General features: G+C 65.6%; 14 protein-coding genes. 7 read left to right on the top strand and 7 right to left on the bottom strand.

Translation table 11 applies throughout. From position 1 onward, the window contains the following. The first annotated feature begins 18 nt into the window (after nt 1-18). Nucleotides 19-2,556 (top strand): DNA gyrase/topoisomerase IV subunit A, encoded by a 2,538-nt coding sequence (locus J2S96_RS00135; protein WP_306858706.1) that lies wholly within the window; start codon nt 19-21, stop codon nt 2,554-2,556. A gap of 41 nt (nt 2,557-2,597) precedes the next feature. Here the strand turns inward: J2S96_RS00135 and J2S96_RS00130 are convergent, their stop codons facing one another. After that, complete coding sequence (locus J2S96_RS00130; protein WP_306858704.1) at nt 2,598-2,978, bottom strand: VOC family protein; 381 nt, start codon at nt 2,976-2,978, stop codon at nt 2,598-2,600. A 115-nt stretch (nt 2,979-3,093) separates the two neighbouring features. Here J2S96_RS00130 and J2S96_RS00125 point away from each other — a divergent pair, with 115 nt between their 5' ends. Both J2S96_RS00125 and J2S96_RS00120 read left to right on the top strand, forming a co-directional pair. Continuing rightward, nucleotides 3,094-3,612, top strand: a complete 519-nt coding sequence (locus J2S96_RS00125) for a DinB family protein (protein ID WP_306858702.1) — start codon at nt 3,094-3,096, stop codon at nt 3,610-3,612. An 8-nt stretch (nt 3,613-3,620) separates the two neighbouring features. Next, nucleotides 3,621-4,703 carry an NAD(P)H-dependent flavin oxidoreductase gene (locus J2S96_RS00120; RefSeq protein WP_306858700.1) on the top strand — a complete coding sequence of 361 codons (1,083 nt, stop codon included), beginning with the start codon at nt 3,621-3,623 and terminating at the stop codon, nt 4,701-4,703. Between the two features lie 42 nt (nt 4,704-4,745). Here J2S96_RS00120 and cydD read toward each other — a convergent pair whose 3' ends face one another. The 3 genes from cydD to J2S96_RS00105 are packed head-to-tail and all read right to left on the bottom strand — an operon-like array spanning nt 4,746 to nt 10,957. Continuing rightward, nucleotides 4,746-8,168, bottom strand: a complete 3,423-nt coding sequence (gene cydD / locus J2S96_RS00115; RefSeq protein ID WP_306858698.1) for a thiol reductant ABC exporter subunit CydD — start codon at nt 8,166-8,168, stop codon at nt 4,746-4,748. A gap of 3 nt (nt 8,169-8,171) precedes the next feature. Continuing rightward, nucleotides 8,172-9,323: a cytochrome d ubiquinol oxidase subunit II gene (cydB, locus tag J2S96_RS00110; protein WP_306858696.1), complete on the bottom strand. Its 1,152-nt coding sequence runs from the start codon at nt 9,321-9,323 to the stop codon at nt 8,172-8,174. Between the two features lie 20 nt (nt 9,324-9,343). Then, nucleotides 9,344-10,957: a cytochrome ubiquinol oxidase subunit I gene (locus J2S96_RS00105; RefSeq protein ID WP_306858694.1), complete on the bottom strand. Its 1,614-nt coding sequence runs from the start codon at nt 10,955-10,957 to the stop codon at nt 9,344-9,346. 285 nt (nt 10,958-11,242) lie between these two features. Between J2S96_RS00105 and J2S96_RS00100 the strand changes: the two genes are divergently transcribed. Continuing rightward, nucleotides 11,243-11,629, top strand: coding sequence for a BlaI/MecI/CopY family transcriptional regulator (locus J2S96_RS00100; RefSeq protein WP_306858692.1), 387 nt, complete (start codon nt 11,243-11,245; stop codon nt 11,627-11,629). 6 nt (nt 11,630-11,635) lie between these two features. Further along, complete coding sequence (locus J2S96_RS00095) at nt 11,636-12,628, top strand: M56 family metallopeptidase (protein ID WP_306858690.1); 993 nt, start codon at nt 11,636-11,638, stop codon at nt 12,626-12,628. 98 nt (nt 12,629-12,726) lie between these two features. Here J2S96_RS00095 and J2S96_RS00090 read toward each other — a convergent pair whose 3' ends face one another. Next, nucleotides 12,727-14,835, bottom strand: a complete 2,109-nt coding sequence (locus J2S96_RS00090; RefSeq protein WP_306858688.1) for a DNA gyrase/topoisomerase IV subunit B — start codon at nt 14,833-14,835, stop codon at nt 12,727-12,729. Nucleotides 14,836-15,057: 222 nt separating this feature from the next. Between J2S96_RS00090 and J2S96_RS00085 the strand changes: the two genes are divergently transcribed. Next, the gene (locus J2S96_RS00085; protein WP_059389114.1) at nt 15,058-15,279 is read left to right on the top strand and encodes a DUF7455 domain-containing protein; all 222 of its coding nucleotides are present in this window, start codon (nt 15,058-15,060) and stop codon (nt 15,277-15,279) included. 113 nt (nt 15,280-15,392) lie between these two features. On the opposite strand, the gene J2S96_RS00080 is transcribed toward J2S96_RS00085, so the two are convergent. Continuing rightward, a complete protein-coding gene (locus tag J2S96_RS00080; RefSeq protein ID WP_306858685.1) occupies nt 15,393-16,016 on the bottom strand; it encodes an FMN-binding negative transcriptional regulator in 624 nt (207 codons plus the stop codon). A 13-nt stretch (nt 16,017-16,029) separates the two neighbouring features. Beyond that, a complete protein-coding gene (locus tag J2S96_RS00075) occupies nt 16,030-17,040 on the bottom strand; it encodes a DMT family transporter (protein ID WP_306858683.1) in 1,011 nt (336 codons plus the stop codon). On the opposite strand from J2S96_RS00075, the gene J2S96_RS00070 reads away from it, so the two are divergent. Next, nucleotides 17,039-18,451 carry an aminotransferase-like domain-containing protein gene (locus J2S96_RS00070; protein WP_306858681.1) on the top strand — a complete coding sequence of 471 codons (1,413 nt, stop codon included), beginning with the start codon at nt 17,039-17,041 and terminating at the stop codon, nt 18,449-18,451. The two genes, J2S96_RS00075 and J2S96_RS00070, sit on opposite strands and share 2 nt — an antisense overlap. Nucleotides 18,452-18,551 lie beyond the last annotated feature (100 nt).

Raw genomic sequence — 18,551 nt, 5'->3', positions numbered from 1 at the left:
TAAGGATCCACCGACTCCATGGCACGCAGCCAAAGTCCCTCCCGCGCAAACGCCGCTTCGGCCGCCCTCGACGGGGACTTCACCGAGAACATCATCGATATCGACGTCACTTCCGAAATGGAAGGCTCCTTCCTGGAGTACGCGTATTCGGTGATCTATTCCCGCGCGCTCCCCGATGCGCGCGACGGCCTGAAACCTGTCCAGCGGCGCATCTTGTACATGATGAGCGACATGGGCCTGCGCCCGGACCGCGGGCATGTGAAGAGTGCCCGCGTGGTGGGCGAAGTCATGGGAAAGCTGCACCCCCACGGTGACGCGGCCATCTACGACGCCATGGTGCGCATGGCGCAGGACTTCTCGCTTCGCTTGCCCCTGATCGACGGGCACGGCAACTTCGGTTCGCTCGACGACGGCCCGGCAGCACCGCGTTACACCGAAGCGCGGCTCGCCGCGGCTGCGATGACGATGACCGAACACCTCGACGAAGACGTGGTGGACTTCGTCCCCAACTACGACAACCAGCTGACCCAGCCGGATGTCCTGCCCGCGGCCTTCCCCAATTTGCTGGTCAACGGCACCACCGGGATCGCCGTCGGCATGGCCACCAATATGGCTCCCCACAACCTCGTGGAGGTCATCGCGGCCGCCCGGCACCTCATCGCCAATCCGGACGCCACGCTGGAAGACGTGATGAGGTTCGTGCCCGGCCCGGACCTTCCCACCGGCGGCCGGATCGTCGGGTTGGACGGAATCCGTGACGCATACGCCACGGGACGCGGTTCGTTCAAGACCCGCGCCAAGGCGGAGATCGAACAGCTGACCGCACGCCGCACCGGCCTCGTAGTGACCGAACTCCCCTACATGGTGGGTCCGGAGAAGGTCATCGAGAAGATCAAGGATGCCGTCAACGCCAAAAAGCTGACGGGCATCAGCGATGTCATGGACCTCACTGACCGCAAGCACGGGCTCCGGCTCGTCATCGAGATCAAGAACGGCTTCAACCCCGACGCCGTGCTGCAGCAGCTCTACCGGTTCACCCCGATGGAAGATTCCTTCGGCATCAACAATGTCACCTTGGTGGATGGGCAGCCGCAGACCCTGGGCCTGCTCCAGCTGTTGCAGGTCTACGTCGGCCACCGGCTTTCCGTCGTGCGCCGTCGCACAGCCTTCCGCCTGGGAAAGAAGAAGGACCGCCTCCACCTGGTGGAGGGCCTGCTGATCGCGATCGTCGATATCGACGAGGTCATCCAGATCATCCGGTCCTCGGACGAGGCATCGGCCGCCCGCGAACGGCTGATGTCCATCTACGATTTGTCCGAGATCCAGGCCAACTACATCCTGGAACTTCGCTTGCGCCAGCTGACCAAGTACTCGCGCATCGAACTCGAGAAAGAGCAGGAGGAACTGCGCCGGGAGATCGCCGAGCTCGAGGCGATCCTGGCCTCCGACGTGCTCCTGCGCGAGGTGGTGTCCGGAGAGCTGGCCGAAGTGGCGGAGAAGTACGGCACCCCCCGACGCACGGTTCTCCTGGAGTCCGAAGCTGTCTCCCCCACCGTCGCCGCGTCGCTTGCAGCAGCCGTTCCCGCGGGCAAGGGCAAGGCCGCCGCGCTCCCGCTCGAAATCCCCGATGACCCTTGCTGGGCCCTGCTCAGTGCTTCCGGCCAGATCGCTCGGACCTCCAACCAGGAGCCGCTCGCCGAATCCGGCCCGCGGAGCAAGCATGACGTCTACCGCTCGGTCGTCAAGACCACCGCGCGCGGCGAGATCGGCGCGGTCACCTCGCAGGGCCGCATGCTCCGGGTACAAGTCATGGACATGCCTGCGCTGCCGCCCATGTCCGGCCTGCCCAATCTTGCCGGCGGCGTCGCGGCAAAGGACTTCATCACCCTCCTCAAGGGCGAAACGCTCGTGGCATTCGTGCCATTGGATGCCGTGTTGGCCATCGGAACGGTCCAGGGCGTGGTCAAGCGCGTCCAGCCCGACTATCCGTTGAACCGCGAAGACTGGGAAATCATTGCCCTCAAGGACAAGGACGCCGTGGTGGGCGTAGCGCCCGCCCAGGACGACGACGTCGACCTCGTCTTCGTGACCCGGCTCGCGCAGCTCCTGCGTTTCAGTGCCTCTGCGGTACGGCCGCAGGGCCGTACCGCAGGCGGCATGGCTGGCATCAAGCTCGGGGACGGCGACGAGGTCATTCACTTCGGCACGGTGCGCGTCAACGACCCTGCCGCCGTCGTCGTGACGATCGCCGGCAGCAACGGCGCGCTGCCGGGGACTGCTCCGGGCACGGCGAAGATCACCCCGTTCGAGGAGTATCCGGCCAAGGGCCGGGCGACGGGAGGCGTGCGGGCCCACCGCTTCCTCAAGGGAGAAGACACACTGCTGCTCGGATGGGCTGGCCACGGCCCGGCCAAGGCGTCGTCCAGCGCCGGGGTCGCCCGTGCCCTCCCCCAGGAGCACGGCCGCCGCGACGGCTCCGGTGTCCCCCTCTCCCAGCCCGTGGATGCAATCGGTGCGAGCATGGCGTGGGATGAAGGCGAAGCCGGGGAGGGCTGACCGGAAGCCGCCGCTGACTGCCAAGACCCCGGATGTCCTGACTACATCGTGGCGATACTGATGATGTTTCCTTCCGAATCGAGGAACCAGGCTCCGCGATCGCCGTTAGGCAACGTGGCGACGCCGTTCTCGGTTTTCAGGCCGGGGAGGTCGTACTCTTCGAATACGATTCCGCGCTCCCTGAGATCGGCCATGTCCTTGTCCAAGTCGGTGCTCTGGAATCCCAACTGGGTGTTCTTCGCCGTCCCCGCATAGGGCGTCTCGTAAAGCAGGAAGCCGGTGCCGTTGGCGCACTTGTACATCAGGTTGTCAGCGGCCTCCGGGTTGTCCGGTTCGAGACCGAGCTTGTCGCGGTAGAAGTCGCGGGCGCGGGCGAGATCGCTGGCAGGGAGCACGCCGGCGACATTTAGATCCTTAAGCATGGCAATTTCACTTTCCAGGCTTCCCCAGCTCATAACCTTACTCCTGAAGGAGGCGCCGGGATCAGGTTCGCCGGGCGGCACCCCAGACTGCCGTCGGGCACCCTAGACTACTGCCATGCCGATCATTCCCGATGACAAGGACTGGACCTGGGTCCTGTCCACTCCCTGTCCCGAGTGCGGCTTCGACGCCGCCGCTGTGACCCCGTCCACCGTCCCGGGGACAGTCCTGAACATGCTGCCGCGTTGGCGGGCCGTCCTGCGCCGGGAAGACGCATCGACACGTCCGGACGAGGACACATGGTCCCCCTTGGAGTACGCCTGCCACGTCCGTGATGTGTTCAGCCTCTTCGACCAGCGGCTGAACCTGATGCTGCGGGAAGACGACGCCCACTTCGACGACTGGAACCAGGACGAAGCCGCGATCGATGGCGACTACGCCAATGCGGATCCGGCGGAAGTGGCTGCGCAGCTGGCCGCAGAAGGCGCCCAGATTGCCAACTCCTTCGCCGCCGTCCACGAAGATGAGTGGCCCCGCACGGGGGTCCGCAGCAACGGCTCCACGTTCACCGTGCTGACGTTTGCCCAATACTTCCTGCACGACGTCGTCCATCACCTGCACGACGTGGACGGCTAGGCGCTGCTATGTCGTGGAAAGACACCCCGGCAACACGCCTCCTCAATATTGACCTGCCCATCGTTCTTGGTCCTTTCGGCGGCCTGTCATCGGTCGAACTGTCGGCTGCGGTCAGCGAAGCCGGCGGCCTGGGTTCCTACGGCCTCTACGGATACGATGCGGAGCGGATTTCGGCCACGGCCCGCGAACTCAGGGCGGCCACCGGGAAACCCTTCGCGCTCAATCTTTGGCTCCCCATCGAAGGCGAAGTGCTACCGACCCCGGACGCCCGGCAGTACGCCGCCTATGTGGACATCCTCCGGCCATACTTCGAGCTGGTGGGCGTGGAACCACCAGCACAACCGGACACCTACTTGCCCGATCTGCAGGAACAGATCCAAGCAGCCATCGAAGCCCGGCCGGCCGTCCTGAGCTTCATATTCGGTGTTCCGTCCGAGGGGGTCATCGAGGAGGCCCACCGCAACGGCATCGTGGTGGTGGGTACAGCGACCACCGTTGACGAAGCCGCGGCCTTGGATGCCGGCGGAGTTGACGCCATCGTCGCTACGGGCATGGAGGCCGGCGGACACCGGGTTTCCTTCCTGCGCCCACCGGAGGACTCACTCGTCGGGACCATGGCGCTGGTACCCCAAGTGGTGGATGCCGTATCGGTTCCGGTCATCGCCGCAGGCGGTATCTCCGATGGCCGCGGGGTCGCTGCAGCCTTGGCGCTTGGCGCTGACGCGGTCCAGATCGGTTCAGCGTTCCTCGCCACGCGCCAGTCAGCCATCAGTCCGGCGCATCTGGCGGCGATGCGCGGACCCGACGCCGCCCACACTGTCCTGACCCGCGCCCTCAGCGGCCGCCTTGCCCGCGGCATCCCCAACAGGATCATCGCGGAACTCGCGGATCCCGCCACGCACGCTCCGTTCCCGATCCAGAACTGGCTGACGGGCAAGTTCCGGCCCGCTGCGGCGGCACAGGGAATCCCTGAGGTGATGTCCTTGTGGGCAGGCCAGTCGACGCCTCTCATCAGGGAGGATGATGCCCGGAAGCTCGTGGACACGATCACCGAGTCCGTGGACGCCATCCTCGGGCGGCTCCTCGGCTAGTTCCGCATCCGCTAGTTCCGCATCCGCTAGTTTCCGCATCCGCTAGTTTCCGCGCACCAGCGCCGGGAGCGCCGACGGTGAGCCGAGATCCAGCCGGGCGTCTCCCCCGGCGATGTCGGCCGGGTTGTGGGTCACGAGGACCACCGTGACGTCCCTCAGCCCGACGCGCAGTTCCGCCATCATGAGGTGGGCCGCCGCGGCGTCGAGGTGGGCGGTTGGCTCGTCCAGGAGCAGGACAGCTGCCCCGGTAAGGAGCGTGCGGGCCATGGCGAGCCGTTGGCGTTCGCCGCCGCTCAGGAACGAACCCGACGGGCCTGTACGGCTGTCCAGGCCGCCGGGAAGCCCGGACACAAGTCCTGAAAGTCCGACGGCGCCCAAAGTCTTGTACATGTCCGCTTCGGAAGGCTTGCGGCTGGCCGGGCGCGCGAGCAGCAGGTTGCCGCGGATGGTGGAGTCGAAGAGGTGGGCCTCCTGGGGACACCACGCGGCATCCCCGCTGACGTAGGCACGCCCGGATGATGCGGGCAGGAAGCCAAGGAGGACGGAGAGCAACGTGGATTTCCCCGAGCCGGAGGGGCCGGTCACCGCGAGCCATCGTCCGGGGCTTGCTTCAGCGCTGACTCCGCTGAACACGGGCTCCCCTCCCGGCCATGACGCTTCGAGGCGGTCCAGCAGGAGTCCGGCGGCACCATCGGGGCGCTCGGGCAGCCTCAGCACACCGCCGTCGTCGGCTTCCGGGGCGTCAAAAGCTCCGGACTGCGCGATTCGCCGCAGCACCGCAGCCAAAGCCGGCCCCTGCCGCACGGCAGACACGGCGGCCGCGTAGGGCTCGGAGAGTGCGAGCTGGACGAGGACGACGACGGCCACAACAGCCGGTGCCGCAGTTCCGGCTTGCACCGACGGTGCGGCGAGAATCCCTGCGGCCAAGGCTCCGAGGGTGCAGGCAAGCACGGCCAAACCCTGGCCTATGCCGTCAGCCCACGCGGAGCGCCGGGCGGCCTCAGTTGCTGCTGAATCCTTTCGGGTCAAGGACGCCAGGACAGTGCCGGCCACGCCGTTGGCGCTGAGCTCCGCACGGGCGTCGAGGGCCGCGGCAACGTCGCGCAGCACGAGAGAGCGGATTTGCTGCTCCGAGCGGGCCGCGTTGCGGTCCGCCAGCACGGCAAGAAGAGGTGCCGCTAAAAGGCCAACCACGGCGCTCGCGACAACGGCCGGTACGGTAGCAGGAACCAGCACGGCCGAGGCGGCCACCGCCGATGCCGCAACGGCAAGGGCTGAGAGGGGCGGCAGGACGACGCGCGGCAACACGTCGCGCAGCGTATCGACGTCGTCCACGACGGCTCCGAGTACATTGCCGCCCTGAAGGAGCCGCCGCAGGGACAGCGCCCTCGCGCTGAGGGTCGCCCAGAGAGCGCCCCTGAGCTTTGTCATCGCGGCGAACACGGTGTCGTGGACAACGAGCCGCTCGGCGTAGCGCAGCACCGCCCGCCCTATGCCGAAGAAGCGCACACCCACGATCGCACCGAGCAAGTACAGGATGGGTGGCTGCTCGCTGGCTCGGATGATGAGCCAGCCGGACAGCCCTGACAACGCCACGGCAAACAGGGCCGCGAGCGCCGCGATCAGCACAGCCAGGGCGAACTTGTAGCGGACGGGAGCAAGGATCCGGCCTAGGGCCTTGAGCGTGGAGAGTGGGATGGGGGGTTCAATTCCCCCGTCCGGTGTGGCTCCCGGATTCATGTCCCGCTGGACCGGGACTGCCATCGATGCGGCGGATTCCAGGCGCGCTGGGCCGGCTTGCTCCTGTGCCGTACCCCCGTCGACCTTCACCACGTTGTCCGCCAGTTTCCGGGTTGCGGCGTCGTGGGCAACCATGATGACAGTCGCGGCACCCCGCAGTCCCGCGATCGCCGAACGGATGGCGTCCGCGGACGCGGCGTCGAGATGCGCGGTAGGTTCGTCGAGCAACAGGACCGTAGCTCCCGCGTTGAGGCGCGCCAGGCCGCGGGCCACAGCCACCCGGCGCATTTCGCCAGGGCTCAACTCGGAAGGATGCTTGGACGCAAGGTGCTCCGCGGCAGCCTGCTCCAGGCAACGCATGGCCCTCGACATGTCGGCGTCGGGCGTGGCCCCGGGTTCGATCGGCGCGATGTCCTTGCCGCCGTTCAGGTAGAGGAGCACCTCGTCCAGCGCCGTATCGGCAACCATGACAGGATGCTGCGGTACCCAGGCCACGGTACCGGCGCCTGTGCCGGTGACCGACCCTTCAATGGTTGCCAGCGGACCGTCGCCGATCGTCCCGGCGAGGACACCCAGGATGGTGCTCTTGCCCGAACCGCTGCGGCCATCAAGGGCGGTGATACGCCCGCGCGGAGCCTTGAAGTCGATGGGCCCGACGGCGGCAGCAGCCCTCCCCGCATACCTCACCGTCAGTCCGGTGACCCCGACGGTACCGAATTCATCAGCACCGGAAAGAACATCAGCGCCGGAAACATCGTTGGAGGAAACCTCGTCCAGCGGACGGCCCGCCGGCGACTCAAGCACGGCGTTGGCTGTTGCCAAGGCCTCGCGCCCGTCGTCGCTGGCGTGGTGGGCCGTGCCCAGCTCGCGCAGGGGAAGATAGCAATCGGGGGCGAGGATCAGGGCCAACAGGCCTGCTTCCAGTCCCATGTCTCCGGCTACCAGCCGCACGCCGATGAAGACGGCCACCACCGCGACGGAGATAGTGGCTATGAGTTCCAGTGCGAGCGCGGACAAGAAGGCAGTCCGCAGGGTTCCCATGGTGCGCGAGCGGTATTCCTCGGAGAGGTCCTCGAGGGCTGCGCGCTGTTCGCCCGCGCGGCCCAGTCCCACCAGCACCGGAAGTCCCTTGGCCAATTCCAGGATGTGCCCCGAGAGCCTCCGCAGCGTGGATTGGGCTTCGTGGACCTGGTCCTCGGTATGGCGGCCGATCAGCACCATGAAAAGCGGGACCAGCGGCAGGGTCAACACCACAACCACGGCACTGACCCAATCCGCGAAGAGTATCCGCGCGCCGAGGAGCAAAGGCACCGCGGCGCAATTGACCAAGGCGGGCAGGAACTGGGTGTAGTAGTTGTCCAGTGCGTCAAGGCCGCGTGTCGCGAGCACGGCGAGCCCGCCGTCGTTCATGTCGCCGACCCGTCCCGCAGCCCCCGGGCCGAGGGCGCGCCGCAGCAGCGCGGACCTTAGCTCTTCCTTGACTCCAAGGGCCGCCCGGCGTGCCGCGACTCCCTGGCCCCAGACCGTCAGTGACCGCAGGACCGCACCGGCGGCACCCCAGAGGAGTCCTTCGCGCCACCCCATGCCGCCCGCGGCGAGTCCGGACAACATCTCCGCGATGGCCTGAGCAATCAGGACCAGGGACAGAGCCTTGAGGGCGGACAGCAGGCCAAGGAGGTACAGGGCGGACCGGGTGGCTGGTCCGGCGGGCAGCTGGGGCTTCATCCGTTATTCGCCGGCATCGCGGGGGGTGGTTTTGGGCGCTGTACGTTGTGGGCCGGTACCTTGCGTGCCGGTACCTTCTGGGCCGCTACCTTCTGCGCCGCCCGGTGCCGCATGGCCCACCAGGACATTGGCCGCGATGGCAGGGAGGAAACCATGTGCGGCGGGAATGTGTGCTGCGCTCACGCGGCGGCGGAACACCCAGTACGTCCAGGCCTGGTAGGCGATGACAAGGGGCAGTCCGACCGCGGCCGCGATGCTCATCAACCCCAGGGTGTAGGCGGACGACGACGCGTTGGAAATAGTGAGGTTGAACGCCGGGTTCAAGGTGGAAGGGATGACCACGGGGAACGCCGCACCGAAGATGGACGCGGCAGCGCACACCAGGAATGCACCCAGGGCTCCGAATGCCTTGCCCTCAGCTCCCTTGCGGGCGAGAATCCAGGCTCCTGCGGCTGCCAGGACTGCGAGGATCACCAGGATCCACGTCAACGGCTTGCCGCTGAGCAACTGGACGGCGACCACCCACGCGAGCAACGGCAGCAACGCGAGCGGCGCGAGCCGCACAAACCAGCGGCGCGCACGGTGGCGCACTTCGCCGTCGGTTTTCAAGGCCAGGAACGCCAGGGCATGCACCAGGGCGAACGAGACGACGGCGAATCCGCCCAGCACGGCGTATCCACTGAACCAGGCGAAGGGGCCGCCCTGGCGGTCGCCATTCGAGTCGATCGGAAGCCCTGTGGTGGTCAATGCGAGCGCGGCGCCGACGCCGAATGCGGCAGTGAACGAACCGACGGCAATCGCCCAGTCCCACATGGTGCGCCAGCGCACCGTGTCCACTTTGCCCCGGTACTCGAAAGCCACAGCCCGGAAGATCAGGGCCACCAGGACAATCAGCAGCGGCAGGTACAGCGCCGAAAACAGCGAAGCGTACCAAAGCGGGAAGGCCGCGAAGGTGGCACCGGCCGCGGTCAGCAGCCACACTTCATTGCCGTCCCACACCGGACCGATCGTGTTCAGCAGCACCCGGCGGTCGGTGTCGTTCCGGGCGAAGAGCTTCATGAGCATGCCGACCCCGAGGTCGAAGCCCTCCAGGAAGAGGTAGCCCGTCCACAGCACGGCAATGGCCACGAACCAGACGGTAGGCAACAGTTCCATTCGAAAAATCCCTCTGCTTCCTAGTAGGCGAATGCCAGGACGTCGTCGCTGTCGCCGGGCTGGCCCGGGGCTCCAGGGGTGCCGCCGTCGTCGTCCTTCTTTTCCTTCTTTTCGCTGCCGCGGGCCCCGGCGAGTTCAGGCATTGCCGAAGCCACGCCTCCACGGGCGTATTTGACCAGCAGCCGGACTTCGACCACCAGGAGGACCGCGTAGATGGAGGCCAACGCCACCAGCGAGGTGATGAGCTCAGCGGCGGAAACACCTGGTGAGACGGCCGCTGCCGTGAACATGAACACCTGGTCGACGCCGCTGGCGTCCGGGTTGGGTGCGACGACGAACGGCTGCCGGCCCATTTCGGTGAAGATCCAGCCGGCTGCGTTGGCTCCAAAGGGAGCCAGGATGCCGAAGACAGCAAGGCGCATGATCCAGCGGGATTGCGGGACCATGCCCTTGCGCGTGACCCACAGGGCAAGCAATGCGGCAAAGGCGGCGATCCCGCCGAAGCCGATCATCATGCGGAACCCCCAGTAGGTCACTTCCATGACGGGAACGTACTGGATTTCCTGGCCTGCGCGGTCTCCGTAAAGGGCACTGTCCGTCAGGTGGGTGCCGTACTTGGCCTTGTATTCGTCCAGGAGGCTGTTGACGCCCTTCACTTCCGTGTTGAAATCGCCTTTGGCCAGGAAGGAGAGGATGCCGGGGACCTCGATCACGGCCACGATGTCGTTGCAGTTCTTGGACCCGAGGTTGCCGATGCTCAGCACGGAGAATCCGGTGCCGTCGTGGCAGGCGGCCTCGGCCGCGGCCATCTTCATTGGCTGTTGTTCGAACATCAGTTTGCCCTGCATATCGCCGGTGATGGCGGTACCGGCGAAGGAGATCATGGCGACGACGGCGCCGATCCGCAAGGAGCGGATCCATACCTTGTAGTCGGTCTTGTCCCGGCCGGGGATGTCCGCTTCGCCCGGAACGGCCCGTCCGTCAGCGCCCATCGTGTCAATGCCATCGTGGCGGCGGCGCCAGAGGTGGTACCAGGCGATACCGAGGAGGTACGCACCGGCGACGGCCAGCGCGCCGAAGAGCGTGTGCGGAACGGCCACCAAGGCGGTGTTGTTGGTGAAGACGGCCCAGGCGTCGGTCATGTGCGGGCGCCCGTTGACCATCGTGACGCCGACGGGGTGCTGCATCCAGGAGTTGGCCACGATGATGAAGTAGGCCGAGAAGAACGAGCCGATCACGGCGATCCAGAGGCACGCGAGGTGGACACCGCGCTTGAGTTGCTTCCAACCGAAGATCCAGAGTCCCAGGAAGGTCGATTCCACAAAGAACGCCAGAAGCGCTTCCAAGGCCAGGGGCGCACCGAACACGTCGCCTACGAATCGGCTGTACTCGCTCCAGGCCATGCCGAACTGGAATTCCTGGACGATGCCCGTGGCTACGCCCATGATGAAGTTGATGAGGAAGAGCTTGCCCCAGAACTTGGTCATCCGCAGGTATTCCACCTTGCCGGTGCGGTACCACAGGGTCTGGATGACCGCCACGACAAGCCCCAGCCCGATGGTCAGGGGCACCATCATGAAGTGGTAAACCGTGGTGATTCCAAATTGCCAGCGTGCGATTTCCAAGGCGTCCATGGCTGTCCTTTTTATCCGGCATCATCCAGCCGCCAACCTTGCGGCGGCCATCTTCTACGTTACGTAGAAAATATTTTCTTCTACACAGTGTAGAACAATCCCCTGCAATGTGCTCACCACTCTTCCAGTGGCGTCACAGTGCCGCAAGGACACGCCGCTCCGCATGTTCTACTTCACGTAGAATCGCCGCTTGAAAAGCGGTAGATTGAACGTGGAATGTTGGATCGTCGCACTGACCCGGGGCTCACGCAGGGGCAGGGCAGTGCGGAAAGTAGGGATGCGTTGATGGCAAGTCTTGGCGAACTGGAACGGGCGGTCATGGATCTCCTTTGGGCGGGCCAGGAGGCTGCGACAGCCAACAAACTCCGTGACCTGCTGGCGCAGGATTCTGCCGCCACCGATGGCATTGCCGGACACCAGGGCAAGGACCTCGCTGTCACTACGGTGCTGACGGTCTTGTCCCGCCTTGAGAAGAAGGGCCTCGTAGAGCGCGAACGCGGCACCCGCCCGCACCGCTACCAGGCTGTTTCGAGCCGCGCGGACCACACTGCGGACCTCATGCATGAGGCCTTGGGCTCTGCTCCGGACCGCGAAGCCGTGCTTGCCCGGTTCATCGGTTCCGTGAGCGAAAGTGAAGCTGCCACGCTGCGCAAGCTGCTCGGCCAAGACTAAGCCCCCATGTTCTGGACCTCATATTCTCTGGCGGTCCTGGCTTTGGTGCTGGCTTGGCCGGTTCCTGTCCTCTTGTCGCGCGCCGAGTGGCCCTCGCGCGCCCCCTTCATGGCGATGGTCCTCTGGCAAGCCATCGCACTCGCGGGTGGCCTGTCCATGATCGGGGCCATGCTCGTCTACGGGCTTGAGCCCATCGGCGACAACCTCCTTGCGGGCTTGCGTGCCTTGGCAGGCATGGTCCTTCACAACGAGCCCACTACGGCACTGGGCTTCTGGCACTTGTTCGCTTTGTCCGCCGCGGCGCTGCTGAGCGCCCATCTCGTGTTCACCCTTCTGCTCACCTACGTGAAGATCGAGCGGCAGCGGCGGAGGCACCGCGAACTCCTCGCTCTTCTGGCCTCACCGTCCGGGGACGGATCCGGCACCGTGGTCATCAACCACGACTCCCCCGTTGCATATTGCCTGCCCGGCGGCGCGAGGTCAGTGACCGTCCTCTCCGACGGCCTGATGGCAGCCTTGGAGCCCACCGAGCTCAGGGCCGTCCTTATTCACGAAAATGCCCACCTCTCGCAACGCCACGACCTTCTCTTGTGGGCCTTCGCGGCGTGGCGCCAGGCACTGCCGTGGTTTCCCACCACTCGGCTCGCCCAGGTTGCGGTCAACTCGCTGATCGAAATGCTTGCCGATGATGTCGCCCTGCGTACCGAGAGCAAGGGAACGCTCATCAAGGCCATCGCGATCGTGGCCAGCGGCTCCGCGCGTCCCGTGGACCACCTCGCGCCTCACGGAACAAGCGGGCAGGACACTTCCCCGGACGCCAGCTCTTTGAGCGGCACCGGGGGCGCCGATTCACCGCGTACGACGGCGTCACGCGTCAGCCGGCTGCTCTCACCCAGGCCGCCGCTTCCGGCAGCCCAGCGCGCTTTAGTACTTGCGGCTTCGGCCATGTTGCTCGCGGTTCCGACAGGCCTGCTGATCGTGCCGGGTCTGCTGGGCTGAACCAGGCCTCCGGACATGTCCGGCCCCGGGAGCAGGCAATGGACATAATCCCGCTATGTCCACTGCCTAGTCCCGGGAGGGGGCATGTCCGGCCGGAATCACGCGTCGATGCGCTCCCGGTCCAGGTCCGCAGCGCCGGCAATGATGAAGTCCTTGCGCGGGGCGACGTCCGATCCCATCAGCAGGTCAAAAGTGTCCTCCGCCATCTTGGCGTTCTCAATCCCCACCTTGCGGAGGGTGCGGTGGCGCGGATCCATGGTGGTCTCCGCGAGCTGCTCGGCGTCCATTTCACCCAGGCCCTTGTAGCGCTGGATCGGCTCTTTGTAGCGCTTGCCCTCCTTGGCGAGCCTGGCGAGCAGGACGTGCAGTTCGGCTTCCGAGTACGTGTAGATCATCTCGTTGGCCTTCTGGCCGGCGTTGATGACTTCCACCCGGTGCAACGGCGGAACTGCCGCATATACCCGGCCCTCGTCGATCATCGGACGCATGTACCGGAAGAACAAGGTGAGCAGCAGCGTACGGATGTGCGCGCCGTCGACGTCCGCGTCGGTCATCAGGATCACCTTGCCGTAACGGGCGGCGTCAATGTCAAAGCTCCGGCCCGAACCGGCACCCACTACCTGGATGAGGGCAGCGCACTCCGCGTTGGAGAGCATGTCCCCCACCGAGGCCTTCTGCACGTTCAGGATCTTCCCTCGGATCGGCAGCAACGCTTGGAAGTCCGAGGACCGCGCCAGCTTTGCGGTGCCAAGGGCCGAGTCGCCTTCGACGATGAACAGCTCGGAGCGTCCGACGTCGTCCGTCCGGCAGTCTGCCAGCTTGGTGGGCATCGACGACGTTTCGAGCGCATTCTTCCGCCGCTGCGTTTCCTTATGGACGCGGGCTGAGATGCGGGACTTCATCTCGCTGACGACCTTCTCAAGCAGCAGTGCCGCCTGGGCCTTGTCGTTGCGGTTCGCCGAGTTCAGGCGCGCCGTGATTTCCTGCTCGACCACCCTGGCAACGATCGCCTTGACGGCCGAAGTGCCCAGGATCTCCTTGGTCTGGCCTTCGAATTGCGGCTCTGCCAAGCGGACCGTCAGCACCGCCGTGAGGCCCGCCAGGACGTCATCCTTCTCAATCTTGTCGTTGCCCGCTTTGAGCTTGCGCGCGTTCGTTTCGACGGCCTTGCGGAAGGTCTTCAGGAGGGCCTGCTCGAAGCCCGCCTGGTGGGTACCGCCCTTAGGCGTGGCGATGATGTTGACGAAGCTCCGCATGGTGGTTTCGTACCCGATCCCCCAGCGCAGCGCGATGTCCACTTCACAGTCGCGTTCCACTTCGGCGATTTTGCTGTGCCCGTTTTCGTCAAGGACCGGAACGGTCTCCTTGAACTTGCCGGCACCGTGGAGCCGCCAAATATCGGTAACCCCGGAATCCACGGCCAGGAAGTCGACGAACTCGGAAATGCCGCCGTCGTGATGAAAGACCTCTTGATGAGGCCCGTTTTCGCCGGGCGTACCTGGGAGCCGGCGCTCGTCGCGCACCGTGAGCTTGAGGCCCGGAACAAGGAATGACGTTTGCCGGGCGCGCGCCGCAAGATCCTCGTAGGAGAACTTCGCGTCCGGGGTGAAGATCTGCCGGTCTGCCCAGTAACGGATGCGGGTACCGGTGACGCCCCGCTTGGCCTTGCCCACGACGTCGAGCACCGAGTTCTCGACGAACGGTTCGAAGACTGACGACGGGCTGGGCTTCGAGCCGGTGTCCTTGAACCGTCCGGGCTCCCCCCGCCGGAAAGACATTTGGTACGTCTTCCCGCCGCGGTCCACCTGCACGTCAAGACGGGAGGAGAGCGCGTTCACTACGGACGCGCCCACGCCGTGCAGACCGCCGGAAGCCGTGTAGGAGCCGCCGCCGAACTTTCCGCCTGCGTGCAGTTTGGTGAAGACAACTTCGACGCCGGTGAGCCCGGTCTTGGGTTCCAGGTCCACCGGGATGCCGCGGCCGTCGTCGTGGATTTCCACCGAATTGTCCGCGTGCAGGATGATCTGGATGTCGTGGCCGAAGCCCGCCAGCGCTTCGTCCACCGAGTTGTCGATGATCTCCCACAAGCAGTGCATGAGGCCGCGTGAGTCGGTGGAACCGATGTACATGCCCGGACGTTTGCGGACCGCCTCCAGGCCTTCCAAAACTGAAAGGTGCCGGGCGTTGTATTCAGAACTCGGTGCCACGGGCGGGGCGCTCCTTCGGGGGTGTTACAGAGGCAAAAAACACTCCTCCTAGGCTAGCTGCCCCGGAGGCCGGACGAGAGCTGCCACTCCCAATCGTGCTGCACGCCACTTCCCGGTGTTACGCACATGTGATACGCGGACAGCGAACGTGACCCATCCTTGCCATGGTTTTGCTTCGAATGCTGGTTATATGGATACACAGAACTACTAAGGAGGCCGAACATGACAACAGCAGTTGCAGACCGCACACTCAATGCACTCGACCGGTGCGATCGTTGCGGGGCCCAGGCATATGTCCGCGTTGTACTCGAGTCCTCCGGCGGTGAGCTGCTTTTCTGCGGCCACCACGCACGTGCAGTAGAGGCCACGCTTCGGCCGATGACCTCGGACTGGCATGACGAGACGGCCCGCCTTCAGGAGAAGGAACCCGTCCTGGCCGACTAGCCATCCATGCGGCCCCAGCGGCCGCTCGGCTCACATAATTTCACAGAGACAGCAAGGCCCCCTCCGGACGGAGGGGGCCTTGCTGCGTCATCCATGGGGGCGCCGCGGCGCCGTCACTCCTGCCTGGCTTTGGATACGTCGGCGGCGACCTGATGATGTCCTTGGGCATCAAGCCCGGCCAGGACCCCTTCGATATCTTTGCCAGGCCTGTTCTGGCTCAGTTTGGCCTTGGCTTCGATGCGGGTGATAACCAGCTCGATGCCGACGATGGCGCGCAACTGGCCGGAGACGTAGCGCTCCGGCGCGTCGTCCACGGACCACGGCCGCTCGAAACGGGCTTCGTGGAGGTCCGTCAGCCGCCTGACATGGTTCCCGAGCCACGTCGCATCGTCATGGACGGCAAGCCTGCCGTACACGTGGGCAGTGGAGTAGTTCCACGTCGGGACGACCCGTCCATGCTCTGCCTTCGATGCGTACCAGGAGGGCGAAATGTAGGCGTCCGCGCCCTGGATGATCACGAGTGATTCTCCGATCGGCGGCTCGGACGATTGCAGATTGGTTCTGGCGAGATGTCCGTGGAGCGCGCCGTGTTCGCCAACCGAGGGATCGTAGACGAGCGGCAGGAACGTCGCCAGCAGGCCTTGCGACGTCATCGTGACCAGATTCGCCGCGCCTGGCTGTGCGAGGAGCTCGCTGAGGAGCTCGGGTCCGGCTGCGAAATGCGCTGGGATGTACATGGTTCCATTCTTCCTATCGTGCGGCTGGTTGTGGTGGCTGGTGATCCCGGCGTTCCGGTGATTCCCGGCGATTCTGTTGCGCGGGCTCCGGCTGGAGCCGGACCCTGACTGCCGCCCCGGCGCAAACGATAACGGCCAGTCCACCGATGGCTGTGGTCCAGTCCAGGGATTCGCCGAGCAGCAGCCCCGCCCAGCAAATGCTCAGGACCGGCTGGACGAGTTGTATTTGGCTGACCTTCGCCATGGGCCCGATGGCGAGCCCCCGGTACCAGGCGAAGAAGCCGAAGAACATGCTGACGACTCCGAGGTAAGCGAAAGCAGCCCATTGGACTGCTGAGGCCGCCGGCGGGTGCTGGGTCATGGAGAGCGTTGTCAGGGCGGCCATAAGGGGCAGTGCCAGGACGAGCGCCCAGGATACGGTCTGCCATGCGCCGAGTTCGCGGGCGAGCAGGCCGCCCTCCGCGTAACCGATGGCCGCAGCGCCGACGGCACCGAGCAGGAGTACGTCCGCCCAGCCAGTTTGCCCGAACCCGCCGGATTGCAGTGGGTTGCCGGACTGGGCGAGGGCGAATGCCATGGCCGCAGCAGCCCCAACGGCTGTGACCAGCCAGAAAGCGACAGACGGATGCTCGCGTCCACGGAGCACTGCGGCGGTTGCCGTTGCTGCCGGCAACAAGGCGATGACGACGGCACCGTGGCTGGCAGGCGCCGTCGTGAGTGCGTACGAGGTGAGCAGGGGGAAACCGACAACAATCCCGGCGGCAACCAAGGCCAGGCGTGCCCATTGCCTTCCTCGAGGAAGGCGCTGCCTTGTGAGCGCGAGGGCGGATGCGGCGAGTATTGCCGCGACGACGGCACGGCCCGCGCCGATGAACAAGGGCGACAGGCCACCAACCGCCACCCGGGTGAAGGGAACAGTGAACGAGAACGCCGCTACTCCTAGAAGGCCCCACCAAAGGCCAGGTGCAGAGCGGGATGGTATCACTGGGCGAAAAATCGTAGTAGCGCTACTATTATCTCTCATGAACAACGATAGCAGCTCGAGGATTGCAACACAGCTGCGCGAATGGATCGCTGCGGCAGCACCGGGATCCCGCCTGCCGTCCACCCGGTCACTTGTCGCCGAGTACCAGGCCAGCCCTGTGACGGTGCAGAAAGCCTTGCAAGCGCTCGCCTCGCAGGGCTTGATCGAGAGCCGGCCCGGCGTCGGCACGTTCGTGCGGGCGGTCCGGACAGCACGCCCCTCGGATTACGGCTGGCAAACCGCGGCGCTGCGTGCACCGCAGGCGCCTCCCCGCCCGGCCTCCACCACAATGCGTGACACGTCTAACGCGACCATTTCTTTCCATGCGGGGTATCCGGACAGGGAACTCCTGCCGGAGCGGCTTGTGCGAGCCGCCCTCGCCCGCGCGGCCCGCGGCGACGCTGCCTTGTCCCGGCCACCGGTGCCCGGGCTTCCCGAGTTGCAGTCCTGGTTTGCCCACGAACTTGGCTCCGCAACTCCGGCAGGACTTACTCCGCCAACACCGAGCGACGTAATTGTGCTGCCGGGCAGCCAGGGCGGCCTCAGCTCCATCTTCACTGCATTGGTAGGGCACGGGCAGCCGCTGCTCATGGAGTCTCCGAGCTACTGGGGAGCAATCCTGGCCGCGACGCAAGCCGGAGTCCGCATTGTCCCGGTTCCCTGCGGATCCGATGGGCCGGATCCCGAAGAATTGGGCAGGGCATTTGAGGAGACGGGTGCGCGGCTGTTCTACGCCCAACCGAACTATGCCAACCCCACTGGAGCCCAATGGTCCCCCCGTCGGAGGGAAGAAGTCCTGGATGTCGTCCGACGGTTCGGCGCGTTCCTCGTCGAGGACGACTGGGCCCATGACTTCGGCATCACGTCGACGCCGGTACCCGTCGCCGCACATGACGACTCCGGCCATGTGGTCTATCTGCGCTCCCTCACGAAAAGCGTTTCACCAGCCATCCGCGTTGCCGCCGTTATCGCCCGCGGGCCCGCCCGCGAACGCATCCTTGCCGACCGTGCGGCCGAGTCGATGTATGTCAGCGGATTGCTGCAGGCTGCCGCACTCGATGTCGTCACACAGCCGGCTTGGCTGACGCATCTTCGCAGCCTCCGCCATCAGCTCCAGTCACGCCGCGACCTGCTTGCCGCAAGCCTGCGTGAGCACGCACCCCGCGCCGACCTCAGCCTCATTCCCAAGGGCGGCCTGAACCTCTGGGCTCGCCTGCCCGACGGTACGGACCTTGAGGGGCTGAACCGTGACTGCGAGAGTGCCGGAGTCATGATCGCAGTGGGTTCCGAATGGTTTCCGGCCGAGCCGGCGGGACCATTCATCCGGCTCAACTACGCAGGACCCAACCCAGCCGCCTTCCCGGAAGGTGCACGCATCCTGGGACAAGCCCTCGAACGGAACAGCCCCTGACGGAACAGCCCCTGAACGCAGGAAGTGGACCCTCGGAGGATTCCGGGGGTCCACTTCCTGCGGGGCAGTGCCGGTTAGGGCACGGCGTCCGTTGCTTCAG

This window comes from Arthrobacter bambusae, assembly GCF_030812595.1.
In the GTDB taxonomy this organism is placed as follows: domain Bacteria; phylum Actinomycetota; class Actinomycetes; order Actinomycetales; family Micrococcaceae; genus Arthrobacter; species Arthrobacter bambusae_B.
The sequence above is the reverse complement of the archived record's forward strand: the minus strand, read 5'-3'. Positions and strand labels throughout refer to the sequence as shown.

Excerpts from the sequence above, each read along its gene's own strand:
- J2S96_RS00135 (WP_306858706.1), top strand. The coding sequence starts at position 19 with ATGGCACGCAGCCAAAGTCCCTCCCGCGCAAACGCCGCTTCGGCCGCC.
- J2S96_RS00130 (WP_306858704.1), bottom strand. The coding sequence starts at position 2,978 with ATGCTTAAGGATCTAAATGTCGCCGGCGTGCTCCCTGCCAGCGATCTC.
- J2S96_RS00125 (WP_306858702.1), top strand. The coding sequence starts at position 3,094 with ATGCCGATCATTCCCGATGACAAGGACTGGACCTGGGTCCTGTCCACT.
- J2S96_RS00120 (WP_306858700.1), top strand. The coding sequence starts at position 3,621 with ATGTCGTGGAAAGACACCCCGGCAACACGCCTCCTCAATATTGACCTG.
- cydD (WP_306858698.1), bottom strand. The coding sequence starts at position 8,168 with ATGAAGCCCCAGCTGCCCGCCGGACCAGCCACCCGGTCCGCCCTGTAC.
- cydB (WP_306858696.1), bottom strand. The coding sequence starts at position 9,323 with ATGGAACTGTTGCCTACCGTCTGGTTCGTGGCCATTGCCGTGCTGTGG.
- J2S96_RS00105 (WP_306858694.1), bottom strand. The coding sequence starts at position 10,957 with ATGGACGCCTTGGAAATCGCACGCTGGCAATTTGGAATCACCACGGTT.
- J2S96_RS00100 (WP_306858692.1), top strand. The coding sequence starts at position 11,243 with ATGGCAAGTCTTGGCGAACTGGAACGGGCGGTCATGGATCTCCTTTGG.
- J2S96_RS00095 (WP_306858690.1), top strand. The coding sequence starts at position 11,636 with ATGTTCTGGACCTCATATTCTCTGGCGGTCCTGGCTTTGGTGCTGGCT.
- J2S96_RS00085 (WP_059389114.1), top strand. The coding sequence starts at position 15,058 with ATGACAACAGCAGTTGCAGACCGCACACTCAATGCACTCGACCGGTGC.
- J2S96_RS00080 (WP_306858685.1), bottom strand. The coding sequence starts at position 16,016 with ATGTACATCCCAGCGCATTTCGCAGCCGGACCCGAGCTCCTCAGCGAG.
- J2S96_RS00070 (WP_306858681.1), top strand. The coding sequence starts at position 17,039 with ATGAACAACGATAGCAGCTCGAGGATTGCAACACAGCTGCGCGAATGG.
- J2S96_RS00075 (WP_306858683.1), bottom strand. The coding sequence starts at position 17,040 with ATGAGAGATAATAGTAGCGCTACTACGATTTTTCGCCCAGTGATACCA.